The organism is Streptomyces sp. NPDC042259 (assembly GCF_055582085.1).
In genome coordinates this window covers 236,980-255,667 of sequence record NZ_JBVJDW010000012.1, presented here as the reverse complement: position 1 = coordinate 255,667, position 18,688 = coordinate 236,980, and the positions used below count along the sequence as shown (strand labels likewise).

Annotated in this window: 18 protein-coding genes and 1 pseudogene; 9 read left to right on the top strand and 10 right to left on the bottom strand. The window is 68.0% G+C overall.

Annotation, left to right across the window (positions count from 1 at the left end):
• The 3 genes from ACZ6MA_RS28350 to ACZ6MA_RS28340 form a co-directional block, all read left to right on the top strand.
• Window positions 1-429: roadblock/LC7 domain-containing protein (locus ACZ6MA_RS28350; RefSeq protein WP_469437066.1), on the top strand; the 429-nt coding region annotated here is incomplete at its 5' end.
• Window positions 430-734: 305 nt separating this feature from the next.
• Complete coding sequence (locus ACZ6MA_RS28345) at window positions 735-1,304, top strand: helix-turn-helix transcriptional regulator (RefSeq protein WP_469437081.1); 570 nt, start codon at window positions 735-737, stop codon at window positions 1,302-1,304.
• Window positions 1,305-1,533: 229 nt separating this feature from the next.
• A complete protein-coding gene (locus ACZ6MA_RS28340) occupies window positions 1,534-1,872 on the top strand; it encodes a hypothetical protein (protein WP_469437065.1) in 339 nt (112 codons plus the stop codon).
• A 361-nt stretch (window positions 1,873-2,233) separates the two neighbouring features.
• On the opposite strand, the gene ACZ6MA_RS28335 is transcribed toward ACZ6MA_RS28340, so the two are convergent.
• From ACZ6MA_RS28335 to ACZ6MA_RS28305, 7 genes are all read right to left on the bottom strand, one after another.
• Window positions 2,234-4,462: a hypothetical protein gene (locus tag ACZ6MA_RS28335; protein WP_469437063.1), complete on the bottom strand. Its 2,229-nt coding sequence runs from the start codon at window positions 4,460-4,462 to the stop codon at window positions 2,234-2,236.
• Entirely contained in the window at window positions 4,459-5,532 is a 1,074-nt protein-coding gene (locus ACZ6MA_RS28330) for a hypothetical protein (protein WP_469437061.1), read from the bottom strand. Before ACZ6MA_RS28330 ends, ACZ6MA_RS28335 begins: the two co-directional genes overlap by 4 nt.
• Before the next feature lie 105 nt (window positions 5,533-5,637).
• Complete coding sequence (locus tag ACZ6MA_RS28325) at window positions 5,638-6,948, bottom strand: energy-coupling factor transporter transmembrane component T family protein (protein WP_469437060.1); 1,311 nt, start codon at window positions 6,946-6,948, stop codon at window positions 5,638-5,640.
• A gap of 5 nt (window positions 6,949-6,953) precedes the next feature.
• On the bottom strand, window positions 6,954-7,229 hold the full coding sequence (locus ACZ6MA_RS28320; RefSeq protein ID WP_469437058.1) for a hypothetical protein: 276 nt from the start codon (window positions 7,227-7,229) through the stop codon (window positions 6,954-6,956).
• Window positions 7,230-7,231: 2 nt separating this feature from the next.
• Window positions 7,232-8,242 (bottom strand): C40 family peptidase, encoded by a 1,011-nt coding sequence (locus ACZ6MA_RS28315; protein WP_469437056.1) that lies wholly within the window; start codon window positions 8,240-8,242, stop codon window positions 7,232-7,234.
• 140 nt (window positions 8,243-8,382) lie between these two features.
• A complete protein-coding gene (locus ACZ6MA_RS28310; protein WP_469437054.1) occupies window positions 8,383-10,017 on the bottom strand; it encodes an FtsK/SpoIIIE domain-containing protein in 1,635 nt (544 codons plus the stop codon).
• Between the two features lie 457 nt (window positions 10,018-10,474).
• On the bottom strand, window positions 10,475-10,930 hold the full coding sequence (locus tag ACZ6MA_RS28305) for a NucA/NucB deoxyribonuclease domain-containing protein (RefSeq protein WP_469437052.1): 456 nt from the start codon (window positions 10,928-10,930) through the stop codon (window positions 10,475-10,477).
• A gap of 99 nt (window positions 10,931-11,029) precedes the next feature.
• On the opposite strand from ACZ6MA_RS28305, the gene ACZ6MA_RS28300 reads away from it, so the two are divergent.
• Together ACZ6MA_RS28300 and ACZ6MA_RS28295 are read left to right on the top strand one after the other, a co-directional pair.
• Entirely contained in the window at window positions 11,030-11,920 is an 891-nt protein-coding gene (locus ACZ6MA_RS28300) for an ISL3 family transposase (RefSeq protein WP_469437050.1), read from the top strand.
• Between the two features lie 13 nt (window positions 11,921-11,933).
• Window positions 11,934-12,314: pseudogene (locus ACZ6MA_RS28295) on the top strand (IS110 family transposase); the annotation flags it as partial.
• On the opposite strand, the gene ACZ6MA_RS28290 reads toward ACZ6MA_RS28295, so the two are convergent.
• Window positions 12,298-12,828: a hypothetical protein gene (locus tag ACZ6MA_RS28290; RefSeq protein WP_469437048.1), complete on the bottom strand. Its 531-nt coding sequence runs from the start codon at window positions 12,826-12,828 to the stop codon at window positions 12,298-12,300. The pseudogene ACZ6MA_RS28295 and the gene ACZ6MA_RS28290 overlap by 17 nt on opposite strands.
• Before the next feature lie 247 nt (window positions 12,829-13,075).
• Between ACZ6MA_RS28290 and ACZ6MA_RS28285 the strand changes: the two genes are divergently transcribed.
• Window positions 13,076-14,179 carry a DNA alkylation repair protein gene (locus tag ACZ6MA_RS28285; RefSeq protein WP_469437047.1) on the top strand — a complete coding sequence of 368 codons (1,104 nt, stop codon included), beginning with the start codon at window positions 13,076-13,078 and terminating at the stop codon, window positions 14,177-14,179.
• Window positions 14,180-14,920: 741 nt separating this feature from the next.
• Here ACZ6MA_RS28285 and ACZ6MA_RS28280 read toward each other — a convergent pair.
• Window positions 14,921-15,253, bottom strand: coding sequence for a hypothetical protein (locus ACZ6MA_RS28280; protein ID WP_469437045.1), 333 nt, complete (start codon window positions 15,251-15,253; stop codon window positions 14,921-14,923).
• A 460-nt stretch (window positions 15,254-15,713) separates the two neighbouring features.
• The gene (locus ACZ6MA_RS28275; RefSeq protein WP_469437043.1) at window positions 15,714-16,139 is read right to left on the bottom strand and encodes a hypothetical protein; all 426 of its coding nucleotides are present in this window, start codon (window positions 16,137-16,139) and stop codon (window positions 15,714-15,716) included.
• A 223-nt stretch (window positions 16,140-16,362) separates the two neighbouring features.
• On the opposite strand from ACZ6MA_RS28275, the gene ACZ6MA_RS28270 reads away from it, so the two are divergent.
• The 3 genes from ACZ6MA_RS28270 (at window position 16,363) to ACZ6MA_RS28260 (ending at window position 18,216) form a co-directional block, all read left to right on the top strand.
• Window positions 16,363-16,890, top strand: coding sequence for a 2'-5' RNA ligase family protein (locus tag ACZ6MA_RS28270; protein ID WP_469437041.1), 528 nt, complete (start codon window positions 16,363-16,365; stop codon window positions 16,888-16,890).
• Between the two features lie 346 nt (window positions 16,891-17,236).
• Window positions 17,237-17,836: an RNA polymerase sigma factor gene (locus ACZ6MA_RS28265; protein ID WP_469437039.1), complete on the top strand. Its 600-nt coding sequence runs from the start codon at window positions 17,237-17,239 to the stop codon at window positions 17,834-17,836.
• Window positions 17,837-17,859: 23 nt separating this feature from the next.
• Window positions 17,860-18,216 carry a hypothetical protein gene (locus ACZ6MA_RS28260; RefSeq protein ID WP_469437037.1) on the top strand — a complete coding sequence of 119 codons (357 nt, stop codon included), beginning with the start codon at window positions 17,860-17,862 and terminating at the stop codon, window positions 18,214-18,216.
• Window positions 18,217-18,688: the final 472 nt, after the last annotated feature.

Genomic DNA, 18,688 nt, shown 5'->3' with positions numbered 1-18,688 from the left:
GTGTACACCGACTACGCATACGACGCCCACCTACTGGACACTCTCGTCGCCGAGCCCGGCGTCAGAGGCGCGATGGTGCTGACCCTCGACGGCCTAGCGCGCGTCCACAGCACCAACCTGGAGCGCCAGGAGGCGGACCGGCTCGCCGCCGCACTGGCCGCAGCACACAGCACCCACCGCGTGACCTCCGAATTCTGCACGCCGGGCGACGCCTCCTGGCGCATGACCCTGGTCGAGTTCGGCACCGGCTGTGTCCTCACCATCGCCACCGGAGACGACATGCTCGTGTCGGTCAGCATGAGCCGGGACGCGGACGTCGACGGCGTGGCCGACCGCATGCGCTCCCTGATCCTGCACAGGAACCGCGAGACCCCCAACAGACCCGCCTCCACGGAACCCACGCACAGCCAACCCGGTCAACCGACGTGACTAACCAGCCGCTCCCCCGCCGCCCCAGGACAGCACACGCGCACAACCGCCTCGCCAAGCCCGGTCCGAAACGCGGCACCGGACCCGCCATACGGATCCGTCCGGCGCGCCGACAGCCAGCACCCACGAGGGCCGCCCCGGCGGCCGGCCGCAGCCCGGTCAATGGCCGACTGCCACCGCCCCAGACCAGGCCCGACCACCTGACACCCCCCCAGCAGACACCCAACGGAGGCAAGGTGAACGGGGCACCTGCAGAGCGCATCACGGTCGACCTGAGAGCACAGGACCCCATCTCGCACGCCGGCGTGGCAAGCCAGCTGCGCCCCCGCCCCGAGGTACGACTCGCCGGCCCGGACGAAACGGAGGCCGCCCAGGTCGTGGTGATGGTCGTGGACGTCGTCGACGAGGATGTTATGGGCCAACTACGGCAGATCCAGCGGGCCGGCACCGCGCGCGGGGTGCTGGTCACCACGCAGATCGACGAACAGCAACTGGTGAGCGCGGCGGAATGCGGCTTCGTCGGAGTCGTACGGCGGGCCGAGGCCACCGGGGAACGGCTGGTGCAGGTGATAGGAGCCGTGGCGCGGGGGGAAGGGCATGTGCCGGCCGATCTGCTGGGCAGCCTGCTGGAGCAGGTCGGGCGTCTGCAGGGCGAGGTGCTCGGACCGCGCGGCATCAACTTCAACGGCCTCTCCGCCCGCGAGATCGAGGTCCTGCGCCTGGTCGCCGAGGGATACGACACCGCCGACATCGCCCTGAAACTCGCCTACTCGGAACGGACCATCAAGAACGTGCTCCACGCGGTGATGACCCGGCTGAACCTGCGCAACCGCTCCCACGCCGTGGCCTACGCGCTCCGCCAGGGCCTGATCTGACACCGCCTGGCCTGTCTACGCCATCCCCACCCTACGGAGACGCTCGGCAACGTGCGCGTCGCGTGCTGGAACATCGGACACAACGGCCGAGGCCGACACGGAGGTGACGACCACCGCGACCCGGCCCGCAACATCCTCGCTGCCATCGAACCGCACATCGTGCTGCGTCAGGAGCTGACCGGCCCCCGGCGACCTTCCACGCTGCTCGGAGAGCCCAGCTCTGCCCCTTGTGCCCTTCGAGAAGGGGGCATGCCCGACTTCACGCCTGCCCATAAGCTCCCCGCGCCACGCTGTTGCTCAGCCGTACTCGCTCACCGGATACACCGATCTCACCCTGGCCTACCGGGACGCCCACCCGAAGGCGTCCGCGGACGACCTCGTGTCCTCGCTTCGTGTCGGCTGTGCAGCCATGCTCTGCTCGGCCTTTCCGCTGTCGGTACCAGTGGAACGACCGCACATCGTCGACACCGCAATGGAGGCCGACGGACGGGTGCGGCACGAGGCAGCTCTGATGCTGCTGGACCGGCCACCTGCCATGGAGGAGGCCCTGCGTGAGGCTCTCCACTGAGTTCATGACCCTCATGGCCGGCGTACTCACGCAAGCCGCAGGCCCGGACAGCGAACTCGACTGTCCGGCCTGGTGTAGCAGCAGGGCACTCTGGGCCGGCCCGGTGGCCGTGGAGCCGAACAGGCCGGTGTACGCCTGCGGGGGGGGCAGGGGGTGAGGACCAGCTCAGTGGGCGCTTTGAACTCCCGTGTCCCGTCGGCGGACGACACGGTGATCCACGGCAGTGGCTGGTCGACGTCCACGTCCAGGTCCGGGCGGCGGGCACCACGCGCCGAGCTGGCCCCCTCCTGACGATGCTGACCCTGTCAGTCCGGCAAGGTCCCGGGCGGATATCCACCCAGTCCTCGCCCGCCGTCTGAAATCAAAGCAGCCGTGAGTAGTACTGCTTGAGTCGCTTTCCGGTTTCCATATCGATAGCTGTCCGGTCCGGATGAAACTCGATCGTGCGGTGCGGGGCTTTGGAGTCCGGTTTCCAGTGGGATCCGCCGACCGCAATCTGCAACCGGACAGGCTGATAACGGTCCTTTATCGGGACTTTCACTTCCAGCCGGATCGGCATGGGAAACTGCCCCGGCTTGAGAGGCTGCGTCTCTTCTTTTGCCGTCTGATCTCCCGAATCGATACGGACGATTTTCGGCTTGTCTTCCCAGTCTGCCGAAGTAGACAGGACAACAGACCGGCCGTCCTTACTCCACTCTGCCGATGATTTCGTCTTGACTCCGTCGATGTGTAGCTCTACGACGGACACGCCCTTGTAAGCGGCGGCCTTCTCCTGGCGTTCCTGGCGCTGCTGGTCGTCTTCCGCCTTCTGCCACACGCCTGCGGACGCGATGGCCAGGACCGCGATCGTGGCGACGTAGGGCCAGGCGCGTCGGCGCGGTCGCGCGGATTCATCGCCACCGTCGGAGGCCGGCGGGTACGTGGGCGGAGGCGGCTGGGGTGCCCCGTGCCACGCCGGTTCCGCGATGTCGGTCGCGGGCTGCTGCCACCATTCGACGTCCTTTCCCATACGGGCGACGGTAGCCCGAAGCCGCGCGGCCTGGGCGGGGTTGCCACACAGTTCCGCTACCCGGACTTGGGTAACTAGCCACGAAATGGCCTGATTTGAGTCAATTCCGTGAGCGTTGATGTCCTCGCGCTCGCCGATGGCCGCCATTTGAGCGGCCTCGTTGCAGCGGCCCTCCGTCGCGGCCTGGATTACGTCCTGATGCCGCGTGTCGGTGTCGATGACGTTCGGGGGCATCTCCCAGCCCCAGTCACCGTCAGTGGGGTCCTGCTCGATGTGTGCCTCCGCGTCCGCGAGGCTTTCACCGTCGCCGACGTGGTCAAGGTCGGGGCCGAACTCCGTTTCCGGCTCGGTTGCAAGTTCCAGAAGTTGGGTTTCGTCAGCCGCTTCTTCGTCGTGCACGCCGGCTACGGCCTGCTGGGCTTTGCGGCGCCGCGAGGAGGTGTCGGTGAGCCGGGCTTCTTCCTCGCTCAGGACGGTCTGCACGATGTCGATGTAGTCGGGGCCGACTTTCCAGACCGCTTGACCGGGGTCGAGCGTCGGGATTCGGTTCACCGCCCAGGCGGGCAGGCCGAGGATTGCGCCGACGATGGCCGCTTCTTCCGGGCCGAGGCGTCCGACGTGGGCGATCTCGCACAGGCGCGCCAGGTCTTGCGCCTTGCCGTCGCCCAGGTCGGACAGGGTGTGCATCACGACGTCGAGGGACAGTCCGACCCGGCGGCTGTATTTCAGCAGCCGCTGAATCAATGCGCTCGTGGCGGGGGAAAGCAGGATCTGCCACGCCTCTTCGAGCACCAGATGCCGGTGGACGGCGGTGGACTGGCGCAGCCACACGTGCTCTGCCCAGCACGCCACCGCGGCCATCAGCGAGGGGATGGCAGGGCTGTTGCGGTCCAGGCCGGAGAAGTCGAACGAGAGGATCGGCAGGTCCGTCTCCGGCAGACTCGCGCCCTCGCCGTCGAACAGCCCACGAAGGCTGCCTTCGGTGTAGCGGGAGAGCGCAATCGCAGGGCCCTCACCCCACTCGGCGATCCTCCTCGCGGGCCACCTGCCGTCCTGGGGGCGAACCAGCGCGTCCACCAACCCGTGCAGCGATGTCGCCTTCGGGTGGTTCAGGGCGTGTTGCAACGCATGGGTGGACTGGGGGCCGAGCGCGGCGGGTTCGACGGCGGCGATCAGCGAGCGGATGAGCTGCTCGCGGACCTCGGGCGGGAAGAGGTCGCTGCACGGGTTGAGGGTGAAGTCGCCGGCCTTGATGACCCGGCCGCTCAGATCGTGGGTGAGCTGTGCCCACTCTCCGCTGCTGGTGTCCTCCCCGAGGGAGTCGATGACGACGTACTGATGGGCGTGGTCGAGGATCTCGCGGCGGCTCCGTACCTTCGCGGTGGTGGACTTGCCGGAGCCCAGACCGCCCAAGGCCAGGCTGTTCGTGGAGGGCAGGATCGCGGCGTCTGCGAGGACGGGGGAGAGGTGGAAGGGGCGGCCGTCCAGCAGGGACTGCCCGATCGGGATGCCGGGGAACCGGGCGCTGGAGGCGACGAGCGGCGCCGTGATCGCGGCGTGGGTGGACGGCAGACGGATCACAGGATCGCCCCTTTCCGTGTGGAGGCTCCGTGCGGGGTGGTCATCACGTGGGCGCGGTGCTGCTGGCCCGGAAGCCAGTCGAGGTGGATGCGGTGCCGGTCGGCCGTGAGAGAGGCCTGCCAGCGGGCGTCCGTGACGGTCTCGGGGCACTCGCCCCACACCGTCAGGTAGGCGTCGAGGTCCACGAGGGTCGCACCTTGGACGAGTGCGCCGTGCGTGGTGCTGGAAGCGATCTCGTGAGCGTCCTGCTTGACCTTGTCGGTGGTGAACGCCTGCGCCGTGGCGCGCTGCCATTTCGCCGACCGACGGGACTGCCCTGCTGGCAGCGGCCGGTACAGCACCGCCAGTGAGCGATCGGAGTCTTGTCCCAGCAGCAGCCGGGGCATGAGGTCGTCGTCGCTCTCCTGAGGCCAGGCGGTGATCCGCGCGGTCGAGGCGTAGCGGCCGTCGTCCAGAGCAGCCCAGCCGGGGCTGCGGTCGGTCACGGCCAGGATCGGTTCAGGTGCCAGTGGCGTCAGGGCGCCCAGCGCGGAGAGTTCGCTTTCCAGGGTGTCGAGGATGCGGGCGGGCTGACCGATAAGTCCCTTGGGGATGTGCACGGACACCGTCTGGGTGTGGTCGGTGTACTCACCGACCGTGGCGTGGTGGGTGACGTGGACCTGGATGCCGGCGGTGCGGGCCTGGCCGCCGGCGAACGACAGGGTGCGAGCTACGGCGCCGTGGAACGCCGCCCGTCGCTGCGGGTCCTGCATGGTGCCGTGCTCCGGGTACAGAGTCCAGGTGCGGGTAGCGCCCGGACGGGCGAACACCGCGTCGGGCGCCGTCTTCTCCCGCAGGTGCCGGTAGCCGACGGCCGCCCAGCGGGCGATCGAGCGGGTCCCCGGTGAGGCGTTGAGCAGTGCCGCAGCCGCGCCCACCGCGCCGAAGCTCCAGACGGGTGGCGGGGTGATCATCGCCGACAGCAGGACGGTTCCCCCGACTCCGGCGTTGATCTTCGTCAGCAGGGTTTCGGCAGGGCTCAGGCCGCGCTGGACGGCGGGAACACGGAAGCCAGGGGTCAGGGAGTACACGGTAAAGCCTCCAAGGAGTAGGCCGTGCAGCGCGGCTGGCCCCGGCATCGCTGTGGCCGCCCAAGGGCGGGAACGCGAACGCCGGGGCCAGGCACGCGAGTCGTTCTAGGGGCTGGACGGGGGCCGGTTGGGCGCCGGCCGCGGATTCGGCACCTGGGGCCTGGGCACCTGCCAAGAGTTCCGCGCCGCCTTGGGCTGCCGGTTGGGTGCCGGCCGCGGGTTCGGCGCCTGCGGCGGGCGGTTGGCTGCCTGGGCTGCCCGAGCCTGTTGGCGTGCCTGGGTGAGCTGCGCCGTGCGGGCCGAACGTTCCTTGACCTGGTCGACGGCGGAGGCGGTAGTCAGCTGTCCCGGACGCTGCTGCGTCTTGATGCCGTAGGCAGCGAACAGCACGCCCTTGTCCTTGTGCAGCGCGCGGCCGGGCGTGTCCACCGTGCGCAGCACGCGCGCGGAGTTCTCCCGCTCGTAGACATCCGGTACACCGGCCCGCACCACGCTGCGGACAAGGCGGTTGTCCGTGTTGCGTTCCACCAGGGTGCGGGTGGCGCGGGCCACCCGGGGGCCGAAGTAGGGCACGCCGTGGAAGATCATCCGCAGCATGAGCACATCTGCGGCGACCAGCAGGGCGCTGTCCACCACGAGCGATCCCGCGGCCAGCTCCACGAAGGGGGACACCAGCAGCAGCGCGAAGGGGGCGAACATCAGCCCCAGCAACCGCATCGCCCACTGCTTGACCGCCGTCGTATCGCCGCCGCGTGCCAGCGACGCCAGCACCAGGGGGGCCATGCACACGAACGCCAAGATGCCGAGCTGGCGCATCATGAACACGAGCACCGCGAATCCGAGGGCCACCACGAGCGCGGAGACGATCAGCAGGATCGCCAGTGGGTTCCCCGAATCCGCCCCGTGCTTGAGGTCTTCGCGGATGGTGTTGAACAGGGTCGAGGTGTCGCTGTCGAACGCGGTCATGAACGCTTGGCTCACGGCGCGGTTCAGCAGCATCACGACTCCGGGCACCGATGCCATGCCGGCGACGGCCGCCAGCGTCCACCCGGTAGAGGCGCCCATCTGCTTCATGCGGGGGGCGCCCTGCCAGGCAGTCAGACCACAGACGACGACCACGCACACGAAAATGGCGACGGCCAGGTGCTGGCCGAGCCACAGGAACGGTTCGAACAGCGCGCTGTCGCTCTTCTCCGGCGCCCACGCATGATCCGGCGCCACCAGCCGCTCGATCTTTTTGATGAGCCAGTTAGCCAGTTCCTGGACGTGTTTGGAGGCGCCGTGGGTGATGTTGCCGTCTCCGCCGCCGCCTCCGCCGCTGGGATGCCCGGGAGCCTCCCAGCGAGGCGGCCCCCCCTCTCCTCGGCAGTACTTCCGGCCTTCTCCCTTGATCAGATCGCAAGGGTCTTTCGGCATGACCCTCAGCCCTTGGCGTCAGTGACGGTTGAGAACAGGGTGTCGCCGTACAGCGCCAGCACCACCGCGACGAACAGCGTGCCGATCGCCATCGAGCCCTTACGCAGCGCGCCCTGGGGGTCGGCGGAAAGCTGGAGAAGCATGCGGACGGCGATCACGGCGATCACGGCCGCAATGCCTTTGGTCACCAGGCCGCCGCCCGTGAGGCCGATGGTGTCAAAAAAGTCCTTGAACCCGTTGCTCATGTCGACGGGCTTAGCGAAAATGTGCAGCTTGGACACGGTCATGTCTCCTTGTTGTGGTGGGAAATGGGGCGGGCGATGGCGAAAAAGTCGCTCATCGATTTCAGGGGACTGAATCGGACCTGAGTGCCCGGCCGGGGAGCGTCGAGGATCCACCCGCCGCCGACGTAAATGCCCACGTGATGCAGGCTGGTCGGGCCGCTTCCGTAGAAAACGAGGTCTCCGGGCATTGCCTGTTCGGGCTTGACGGGCTCCGATACGGCGTACTGCTCAGTCGCCGTGCGGGGCAGGGAAATGCCGATCCGTGCGTAGGCGTACAGCGTGAGCCCGGAGCAGTCGAGTCCCTTCACGGAGGCGCCGGAGGATCCGTTGGGTGAGCAGCACGTACCGGTGGTGGGGCCGCTTTCGCTGCCTCCGCCCCACGAATAGGGGGTGCCGATCATGCCCTGTGCCACGTTGACAACTTCGGCGCCTTGCTCCGCCGTTGTCATTTCCCCGCCCGGCGCAGGCTTTCCAGCGATCGCCACGATGGATTTCACGTAGCTCTGCGTTTCCTCGTACGGGGGAATTCCGCCGTATTTGAGGACGGCTCCGCTGCCGGCGTTGTAGGCGGCGAGTATGTTGCTCTGCCCGTCGCCGGGCACGTCTTTGACTTCCTTCGCCAGGCTGCACAGGTATTTGGCTGCTGACGGGATCGCGTCCTCGGGATCCCAGACGTCACGCTTTCCGTCATGGTTCCCGTCGATTCCACTACTCTCCCAGGTGGACGGCATGAATTGCGCTATCCCCTGCGCACCAACCGGCGAAGCTGCCTTCGGGTTGAATTGGGATTCGGTTTCGAGAAGCGCGGCCAGAAGGTTTGGACTCACCTCCGGGCACGTGCCCCCCGCATCGGTTATCAGGCGCTTATAGGCATCGGGCACAGACACCGACAGGCCGGAACGCAGCGCCTTTCCTGCTGGCGTGTCTCCGGCGGCCTGGACGAGCGCGGCCACCATGACGGCCGCGGTCGCCCCCGCGCCGATCGCCCCTCCTACAGCGGCAGATCTCACGGCTCCCCCCTTCTTCCAGTCTTTTGGTGTTTTACCTGGTCAGCACCGCCATGAGCACCGCCAGGCCACCGCCACGGCACCGCCATGGGATCGGCCGCGTGGCGGTGCCATGGCGGTGGGCGTGGCGGTCTCCATGGCGGTCACGAACCGGACATCTCGGCGGCTGTGAGGTCCGCGAGACGGTAGCCCCTGCCCCGCGAGAGTTTGACGGCAAAAACGCCGCCCATAAGCTGACTCACCTGTTTCCCTCTCTCCGTCGGATTGGTCTCCGTGACGCCCATAGCGTCGGCCAGGTCCGGAGTGGTCATGAAGTCAACCCCCGCATCACGCATCAGCGCAATTGCTTTTTGGCGCGGAGACACCGGCACCTGTTCGAGAACCTTCTGCTGACGGGCGCGAACCTCGTCAACTACCTCCCAGATGAACTCATCCGTGAAATTGAATCCCCGGATGAGAGTGGAGACCCCGTGCGCGAAAAGCACAGCCTGGCCCTTGATGTTGGAGTCGAGAAGCGCGGGGTTGATCGGGGCAACCGTTTCGAAATACGTGTCCCCCAATGCGACCTTCGCGGTTCCTTCCGATGCCACGTACAGGCACATCCGGTACAGGAATTGATCCCGGACCATAACCGGGATTGCATTCTGCGCCGGACGCTGCGTCAGCATCACCACGGAAATGCCCGACTCCAGAGCCTTCGCAACCAAAGACCGCATCTTTTCCGCTACCCGCCGGGCCTGTTCCTTACCGGCGGGTGTTCCGTCATCGGCAAAGAAGTCAGCGGCCTCGTCCACGACGAAAAACACTGGCTTAAATTTCGGTACGGGTTTCCGGTTCCGGATGGCGTCCTGGATTTCTCCATAACGCCTCCCGACACGGCCGTTCAGCTCATCCGCCATGTCTTCCAGGACGGCCGGGCTGTCGGATGCCTCGTAGCGGGTGGCGATTTTCTCGAAACGGGTGAGCCCACAGTGTTTACCGTCGAGGAGATATAGATCGAAATCTCCGTAGGCGATCAGCAGACACGTAATGAGTCCGTTGATCAACGTGGTCTTGCCCATTTGGGTCATGCCACCGACCAGCAGCGATGCCTTCTCGAATGTCGGCACGCCGACAAGTTTACCGACGACGTCATGACCGAAAGGGACGCCGCCGAATGCCGCGATCTCCTGCCGGGACGGCGCCGGGAAAGGCCGGCTGAACGGCGGCTCATCGAGCACCAACAGTTGCACCCGGCGCTCGTTTTGACGGCTGCGCTCCAATTTGGTATGCAGACGAGTGACGCCGAAGGTTCCGGCGACATTCCCCAACCGCTTCTCGACGTGCGCGTACGTACGCCCCCTGGGCATCAGGAAGTCATACAGCACTCCCGTCTGCACCGGCGTGATAACGGCCTCGTCGGCGCGGATCACCTCGTCCCTGCCGATGGCGCCGGCCGTTGTGAGCGCCGCCGTCAGCTCCGGGTGCGCTTGGACGGCTGCCTCAGCACCGCCCGCAACTGCGGCAGGCGCCTCCTGGTTCAGCGTCGTCACCTCCTCGGCGGGCTGCGCGCGACGCGCCCACAGCCGCTGGACGCCCGAGCGGACCTTCCAGCCCAGGTAGCCGAGCGCGACCAGCACCCCGGCGGTGAGCAGCACAGTGGCCAACCAGGACAGCCCAAGCTTGTCTTTGATGGCGGCGAGGGCACCGAACACGATGGCCAGACCGCCGATCGCGCCCGCCACCTGCCCGTAACTGTCCTCATGATCACGATTTTCGGGTGGTCGTCTCTTCCTCACGCCCCCTCCTTCATGTCGTGGGCCCGCGATCGTAACCGACCGGTCACGCGGTTTCTGCGGGTTTTCCTGGTGCTCTGTGGTGCCGTAGTGCTCTGTGGTGCTCACCGGGTCTGCTTCCTGAATCTGTGTACGTACCGTGCGCTCGTCAGGTCACTGACTGGTTCTGTACCGTCCGTCGACTGCGCGACGCGCTTCCGGCAGTCGCAGCAAGGGCCAGCCCGTACGGGGTCGGGCTGGCCCTCACTGGTGGTGCCGGACGGGTGTGTTCAGGCGGCGTCCGCGTCCTCGGATTCCTCCTCGCCGCTGCGCGTTAGGACGCCGCGCATTCCAGCCCGGGCCCGGCAAGTACGACTTTGTCTGCGGTGAGCTTCGCGCGCTTCAACTTGGCGTTCGAGGAACACTCCGAACTCCACCTCCGATCCGGCCGGCAGCATCGCTACGTGGGCCCTGGAGACCTTCACGGCTCAAGGTTGCCGTGTTGCGCCGCGCCAACTCCTGCCGGATTGCCGGGGTCGCTGAAGGCGTCTACTGGATGCCGTTGTAGAGCAGCAGGTTGGGTGTGCCGGCAGCCCAGCTCGAACTTGTTGATCATTCCGCCCTGGCGGTTGTTCTCCCTGACCGGTACCCAGGTGATGCCCCGGCTGGCCGCGGGCAGCGCGGTGCCGCCCTCGCGGGTGGAGGCGAAGGGGTACTCGTCGCAGCTGGGGCCGGCCGACCCGAGAGGCGCGGTCTTGCCCGCGCACACGGCCCTGCGGTTCGCATTCGACTTGGCCTTGTCCGTCAGGTGGTGCAGCGGGTGCCCGGAGCCGGGCCGCCCGTAGTGGCCGCCGCGCGCCTGGATGTTCTTGATGCCGGGGCCAAGCGCCTTCCGAAGTGGTGAACCTTCGCCGTCCGTTCTCAGGTTCTGGCTCAACTTCACACACGCTGAGTGATGGCTGACGGTCGGAGTGGCTCCCGGGAAGTTGCCCGAAAGTGATCGTCAACCCGGTGGACGTGGCCGAAGTTCGGAGCCGTGCAAGAGGACGAGCTCCGGCTGGAGGAGTTGCTATTCCCGTCGATCGCGGACGTCGTGGTGCTGTCGGTCGTCGTGGACAAAGCCGTTGCCCGGGTCGACGCGAAGTCCGCAGCGGGAGGGGCCGAGTGCCCTGGCTGTGGTGACCTATCGGACCGGGTCCATGGCTCTTACCTGCGGTTTCCCGCAGATGTGCCAAGTGGGGGCCGCCGGGTGGTGCTATCCCTGCGTGTTCGCCGGTTCAGTTGTCGCAACGCGTTGTGCGGGCGCCGGACCTTCGTCGAGCAGATACCGGGGCTGACCCGGCGGTGCGGTCAGCGGACCGAGCGGCTGCGGTCCACGCTGGCGGACGTCGGGCTCGCGCTCGCCGGCCGCGCCGGTGCCCGCCTGGCCCGTGTCTTCGGGGTGCCCGTCAGCCAGAGCACGGTCCTGCGGCTGGTCGAGGCCCTGCCCGAGCCCGAGGTCCCGGCCCCGCGGGTGGACGGCGTCGACGAGTACGCCACGCGCAAGGGCCGCAACTACGGCACGGTGCTGGTCGATGTCGAGACACGCCGGCCGGTGGACCTGCTGCCCGACCGGGAGGCTTCGACGCTGGCCGCGTGGCTGACCGATCGTCCGGGCATCGAGGTGGTCTGCCGCGACCGGGCCCCGTTCTTCGCGGAGGGCGCCACTGCCGGGGCACCGCAGGCCGTGCAGGTCGCGGACCGGTGGCACCTGTGGCACAACCTGAGCGAGGCCGCCGAGCGGACCGTCTCCCAGCACCGCCGCTGCCTGCGCGTCCTCCGGCCACTCATTGGGATGCGCGAACACGATCGCTGTGTAAGGACACGTCGGCGAGGTCGTCTGCTGGGACCACGAACAGCTCTGGACGACGGGGGTACGCGTGCCTGAACCCTGGGCCGGCATGGACGCGGGTAAGAGCCACCACCACTGCGTGGTGATCGACGCCGATGGCGCCAAGCGCCTGTCGCGGAAGGTGCCCAACAATGAGCCCGACCTGCTGGAACTCATCCGCGACGTCCTCGCCCTGGACGACAACGTCACCTGGGCTGTCGACCTCAACCGCGGCGGCGGCGCCCTGCTGGTCAGCCACGGGCAGAAGATCCTTTACCTCTCTGGCCGGACGATTCACCACGCCTCCGGCTCCTACCGCGGCGACGGCAAGACCGACGCCAGGGGCGCCTACGTCATCGCCGACCAGGCCCGCATGCGCCGCGACCTGCAACCCATACGGCCGGAGAGTGACATCGCCGTCGACCTGCGGATCCTCACCGCACGCCGCACGCGAGCATGAGGGCGGTCAGCACCGCGTCGTAGGTGGCGGCCCAGCCGTAGCGCCGCAGGAGAAGCAAGTGGCGCCGCTGTGCGTCGATGATGTCCGGGAGTCGGGCGAGATCGACGGCGGGATGATCGACGTCGGGCGGCCCGATCCAGGTGCCGTGCCGCTGGCAGACGTAGGTGTGGTGGGGCAGGAGCCGGACCACCTTGCCGCCGGGGTGGCGGGCGTCGCAGCGGTGGCAGCCGGTCTGTGGCTGGTGGCGGAACATCTTCCAGTTCGACGCCGGGTCGCGCAGTTCCGGCATCGCGCCGGCCAGGGCGTGGACGCTGCGGCCGGTCAGCGCGGCGAGCCGTTCGGGGACGACGACGCGGCGGCCGGCGCTGGGATAGGCGGGCTGGGTGACCTGTAACCACAGGCCGTTGACGTCCAGGCCGCGGAAGGTGGTCAGGCGGGTGATGTAGGAGGTGGGGATCTCATGCCGGGCGGGCGGGACGGGATCGGGCAGCGTGCGGATGAGCATCAGACCGTGCGCTTCCGCCGCCTGGTCGCCTTGTACGCGAGGCGGAGTGTCGTCGCAGCTCGGAGTACCTGAGGCACCGGCCGTGTGTCAGTGGTCCATGACAGACTCGAAACCATGTTGCCCAGGTCGAGATTCACAGCGCTCCCAAACGAACAGTGGGAGCGCATCGAGCCCCTCCTCCCGCCGGCCGAGAGCTGTACAGGTCGAGCGGTCGGGGGCCTCGACGTGACCGTGGGCGGGCATTGAGATGGCCGATTTCAAAGATGAACTGTCGCCGGAGCTCATCCGGCGTCTCGCGGGTGACCTTGCGGGGGCCTCGGCCTCGTTCGACCGGGCGGCTTTCGAGCAGCTCGCGTGCACCGGCATCGGTGACCTGGAGCTGAAGGCCCGTATCGACTGGATCGCCCGCGCGCTCGCGGTGACGATGCCGACGTCCCCCGAGGAAGCCGCCCGGGTGATCCGCGCCGCCCTCGACAGAGGGGGGCTCACGGGGTGGGCTTCCATGCCCGTCAACGCCTACGTCGCCTCGGCGCTGCTGGACCGGCCCGACGTCGCGCTACCGCTGCTGGCCGCGCTCACTTCCCGCTACACCGCCGAGTTCGCTATCCGACCGTTCGTCGAAGCCCACTACGACGTCACGATGGGCCAGCTCAGGGCATGGACGACCGACCCGGACGAACACGTTCGGCGGCTCGTCTCGGAGGGCACGCGCCCGCGGCTGCCCTGGGCGTCCCAGCTCTCGCGGTTCGTCGCCGACCCCGCTCCCGCGCTGGCGCTCCTGGAGCCTCTCGTCAACGACGAGTCCCTGTACGTGCGCCGTTCCGTGGCGAACCACCTCAACGACATCAGCAAGGACCACCCCGACCTCGTCCTCGCCACCGCCCGGCGATGGCTCCGCGGCAGCACGCAGGGCGTTTTCGTCGTACGCCACGGACTGCGGACACTCATCAAGCGAGGACACCCGGAGGCTCTCGCGGTTCTCGGGTTCGATCACCACGCTCCGATCGAGATCACCGACCTCGCCTGCTCGCCCTCCACCATCTCCATCGGGGAGGCGACCACCATCACCTTCACGCTGCACGCTGCCGACGCGACGAGAGCGGCGATCGACTACCTGGTCCATTACCAGGGGGTTCGCGGCCCCAAGGCGGGCAAGGTGTTCAAGCTGACCGTCCGGGACCTTCCCGCAGGCCAAGCCGTCCGCTTCTCACGCCAGCACCGGTTCGTGAGCCTCTCGGTCCGCACGATCCACCCCGGCCCGCACCGCATCGAGGTCCAGGCCAACGGACGCGTTCTCGGCGCGACCGAGGTTCACATCACCGCCGCCGAAGTTCCAGAAGCCTCAGCCTGAGCGTCTGAGCTGAACCTAGACGGACCCACGCGGCCACCTGCACACCGGCCTGGACAGCCCGAAGGCAACAAACCGCCGTCGCGGACAGCCACGGGTACGAGAGCGGCAGGGCGGCCCGGCCGAACTACGGCCCGTCGAAAACGCTAAGTAGGACTTCACACCATCGCCGCACGCTCTGAAGACACACTCTTCACCATGCTGGCCACCCCCACCCGACGGCGCAGCCTCCGACTGCACCGGACAACCACGCGCCAAGGAACGCGCACCGCCGACGAGCACCGCCTACAGCAGCCCGGGCACTCGCCGGGGGCTTCGTCGTGCTGCCCGGAGGAGCCCACCGTGCCCACCTTCGAGACCCTCCCCCGCTTCACCACCGACCTCCGGCACCTCACCCCCGCCCAGCGCCAGCGCTTCCGCCGCGTCGTCCTGGACGCCTTCGTCCCCGACCTGCGCACCGGCCGCCAGTTCCGCCCCCGGCCTGCGCATCAAGGGCATCCGCTGCGCTTCCGGGCGTCTACGAGCTCACCTGGGCGCCGGCCGGGCGCACGACGTGGTCGTACGGCCGGGTGGTGGTCGCCGGGCTCCCCCACGTCATATGGCACCGGATCGGGATCCACACCATCCTCGCCCGTCCCTGGACGAACCACATACCAGCGGCTGCGCCGGGGGTGGGTTAGGACGGCCGCAAGACCTCTCTACGGGCTATGCCCTGTCGCCCGCTCCGGGCTTCGGAAGAGCGTTTCAGTCTTCGATACGCTCCGTCCCAACTTCGGACATAACCGCAAAACCGGGCTGAGTCTCCCCCGCTGGACCCAACGCCCCCGAACCGGGGTTCGGGAGGCCGGCGAAGGTCCGCAGGGCCCGCTCCCTAAGCATGTCGACGATGCTATGGGTGTCCTCCTGGTCTTGGTTGACGTCGTTAAGGATGACCCTCTGGCGCTCGCCGTCGTCTTCGTGGTCGACCACGGCGGTTTCCTCTCCGGTGTCGGCCAGGGCCGGTGCGGCAGTGGAAAGGGCACCGAGGGCCACGGCGAGTCCAACGCCTACAGCAGCAAGTTTCTTGTTCATCCCCAACTAACGATCTTGCGGCTGCCCCGTCACGCGACACAGGGAAGAACCACTGCTGCTCGCGGGACCCAGACCGCCAGACCGTAGTGCGGAGCATAGAGCGAGCTTCAGAAACAGGTACGTCAACGGGCATGCCGTCAACCCCGGGCTCTCTTGCCTCCCAGACCACTTCGCCCTGCCCGTACAGCTTTGTATCTGCGGCCGCGCTCAGCGGCCGCGGTGATCGAAGACCGTGAGGGACAGGGCCCTCATCGCGGCCTGGGCGCGTGCGGCGTCCAGGCCCTGGTCGACGGCTTCGAGGGCTCGGCCGCCGAGACCCGTACCGCCAGGGGCAGGCCGTCGCAGGCGGAGGCCCGGTAGGCGACGGCACTGCTGGGGGCGGCCGCCCCCAGCAGTGCCGGAACCACCGCGGCGAGCGGTGGCACCCGTCCGTGACACCACCTCGGGCGGGGGCGGAAACACTCGGTCAGTTGAAGTTGGGCCAGTCCCAAGGCGTCCAGCCCGCCCCGAGGGCGAGGCGCGTCCTGCTGACGACGGGGCCGTTGCTGTTGTTGAGGTAGATGGTCGTTCGGAAGTCGCCCGCCACCTGCTGATCCTCCACCTTGACAGCGTTCGTGGCGCGGGCAGAACCGAAGGGATCGGGCTTGCCCAAGGACACCCATCCGGTCCACTGATTGCTGACGGTCCAGCGCGTCCACACCGCATAGTCGAGGCCGACCAGGAACTGTTCCTTCTGGCCGTTCGGAAGCGCGTGGTTCGTTACGCCGTAATCACATATGTACTTGCCGCCGCCCCCCGCGGTGCAGGTGTCGGCTGCCTGAGCCGGCGTGACGGCCACGGCCAGTCCTGCGATGGCGGTGATGGCGACAACCGTAGCCTTGAACTTCTTCAACCTGAGCACCTTGTTCTCTCGATGTGATCCATGCGACTCGGACCTTCAGGCCCGGCCATGACACACCGTCACCCTACTGGCCGAATCGGCGAACCGCGCTCACGTACCGCCGTCGGCGCCCTCACCGCCGCCGCCGGCCCTCTCGACTACGCCCAAGTCGTCTGCCTCGCCCTCCTCGGAGCGCAATGGGCGCAGTAGCGGACTGGCTTGCGATGATGACGGCATGCCAGAGCCGGGAACCACTGCCGTCGTCATTGTCCTGCCCGATGCCGCCCCGCTTCTCGATGCGGCGTGGCGTATCGACCCTGCTCTGGTGCGTCGCGGGGTGCCGGCGCACGTCTCGCTCCTCTACCCGTTCGTGCCGGAATCGGCGCTGACGGGTCAGGACGAGAAGGGGGTGCGTTCCCTGGCGGCGAGTTTTCCGGCAGCTGATCAGCTCTTGGAGGAGGTCGTGACGGCGTCCGGCTTCGTCTCCGTCACCGCTCCGGGACTCCAACCGATCGTCGATGCGTTCCGCGCCCAGTGGCCCGGGTTACGCCCGTACGGGGGCCGCTTCGGGGCGCGGCCCGCCGCCCATGTCACGGTCGCTATGGGTGCAGACAATCCGACGGCTGCCGCCCATGTCCGAGCTGCGATCGGCAGCCTGCTGCCGCTGCGCACCCGTGCGGTGGCGGTCCAGCTGGTGGTGCTGACGAAGGAAGGCTGGCAGTCGCGGTTCACCGCGCCGCTCGGCGCCCCGGACAGGCCGTGAACACCGCCCGCCGGTCCTCCCCCCCCTGGCCGCGACCGGTTCGACGACGTGGCGCGGTGCTCGCCGTCGTTTCCCGGCCTTTGCGCCCCGTGTGCCGTGACTGTGGGGATGGGTTCAAAAGAGACTTCGGTCGGGGGTGAATCCTTTGGGGATCTCCCTGCCTCTTGTCTGTGTGCCGGCCGAACGGGCCGGCAGAACCGGGAGGAACCACCAAATGATGCTCACCAGCCTCGTAATGATCGGAGCCCTGCTCGTGGGCGCGTGCAGCTGGCATCTGATGCGGCGCTACAAGGGCCGAAGCTGACCAGCACCCTCCCGTAGGGCGCCTTCCGAGTAGGAGTCTCAGATGAACCAACGCTTCACTTGGCCGGACGAGCGGCTGGTCAAGGCCGCCCAGGACGGCGACGTCGCTTCGCTCACCACCGTTGTCATGGAATCGCAGCCTCATGTGCGCAGGTTCGCCCTGTCGCTGTGTTCCTCACCGCAGGACGCGGAGGACGCGGCGCAGGAGGCGCTGATCATCCTCTACCGGAAGATCGGCACTTTGCGGGCTACGGGCGCGCTTGCCTCATGGATGTTCCGGATCGTGCGCAACGAATGTCTTCGGCAGGTACGGCTGCTTGTCTCGCGGAGCGACGAGGCGACTGCCGAGCCGGAGGCGCCCGCGGAACCCTCCGCCGAGGACGCGGTGTTGCGCAGGCTGGAGGCGGAGCGCATCGCGGCTGCGGTCAGCGCCCTCCCCCGTGACCAGCGGCAGGTCCTGATCATGCGGGACGTACAGGGCCTGCCCGGCAGGACCGTCGCCGATTCGCTCGGATTGAGCAGCGCCGCGATGAAGTCGCGGCTGCACAGAGCACGCGCAGCACTGCGTCACTCCCTGGCAGTGGCAGGCCAACCACTCGATCAAACCGTCGGCCGACCAGTCGCAGGAGCCTCACATCAGTGAACCCCGTGAATCCCGTTAACCCCGTGAAGGACACCAAGGCCCGGGCCGCCGTACAGTCCGCCGCGCCCGGGACGGACTTTGCCAGCAGGTCCGTCCCGCGCCATCTGGCGCGCGGCGCCATCGGCTTCGGCCTGATCATCGGCTCGATCGCCCTGGTGCCCGTCGCCGGCCCGGCCACTCTGCTGGCGGCCCCGTTGGCGCTGATCGCCTTCCGCGGCTGCCCTACCTGCTGGATAGTCGGCCTGGCGCAGACCATCTCCCTCGGTCGTCTGGAGCGCCAGTGTGCAGACGGCGTTTGCACCCTCACCACGGCACACCGGGCGGCGAAGGCCACGAACGAGCCGACAGCCCATGCCAACGTCCCGGCCGCTTCCCGGTGACCACCGTCACTGATCATTCGCACAAGGCTCGTCCAGGAATCAGGAATCCCCCGTGAGCACAGCCTGGGGTCGGCAGGATGAGCGTACGGGTCAGGGAGAAATGAGTCCGGACTGGATGCGGCGGATCTCAGGGTCGGGTACGGAGGATCCGGGGTCGGTCGTGGAGGCCGACGCACTCGACGCCGCGCTGGACGTGAACAGGGTGCTGGTGCGGAGGCCGCCGTCCGGGGTGACCGCACAGATCGCCGACGAAGCACCCCGGTGGCATGTGGCGGTCGCGACGCAGGGCCGGCTGTCGGCAGGCACGGGGCAGCCTCAATACGCTGTTGTGATTCCATGCCAAGGACGAGGCGCAGAGCACGGCGGAGCGGCGTGCCCTGCTGGCGGCGGTAGCCCGGAGAGCGAGCGCGTTGATGAGCTCACCGTGCTCGGAACCGCTATCGGGTAGTGCGTGCTGAGGAGTACGCCGGGC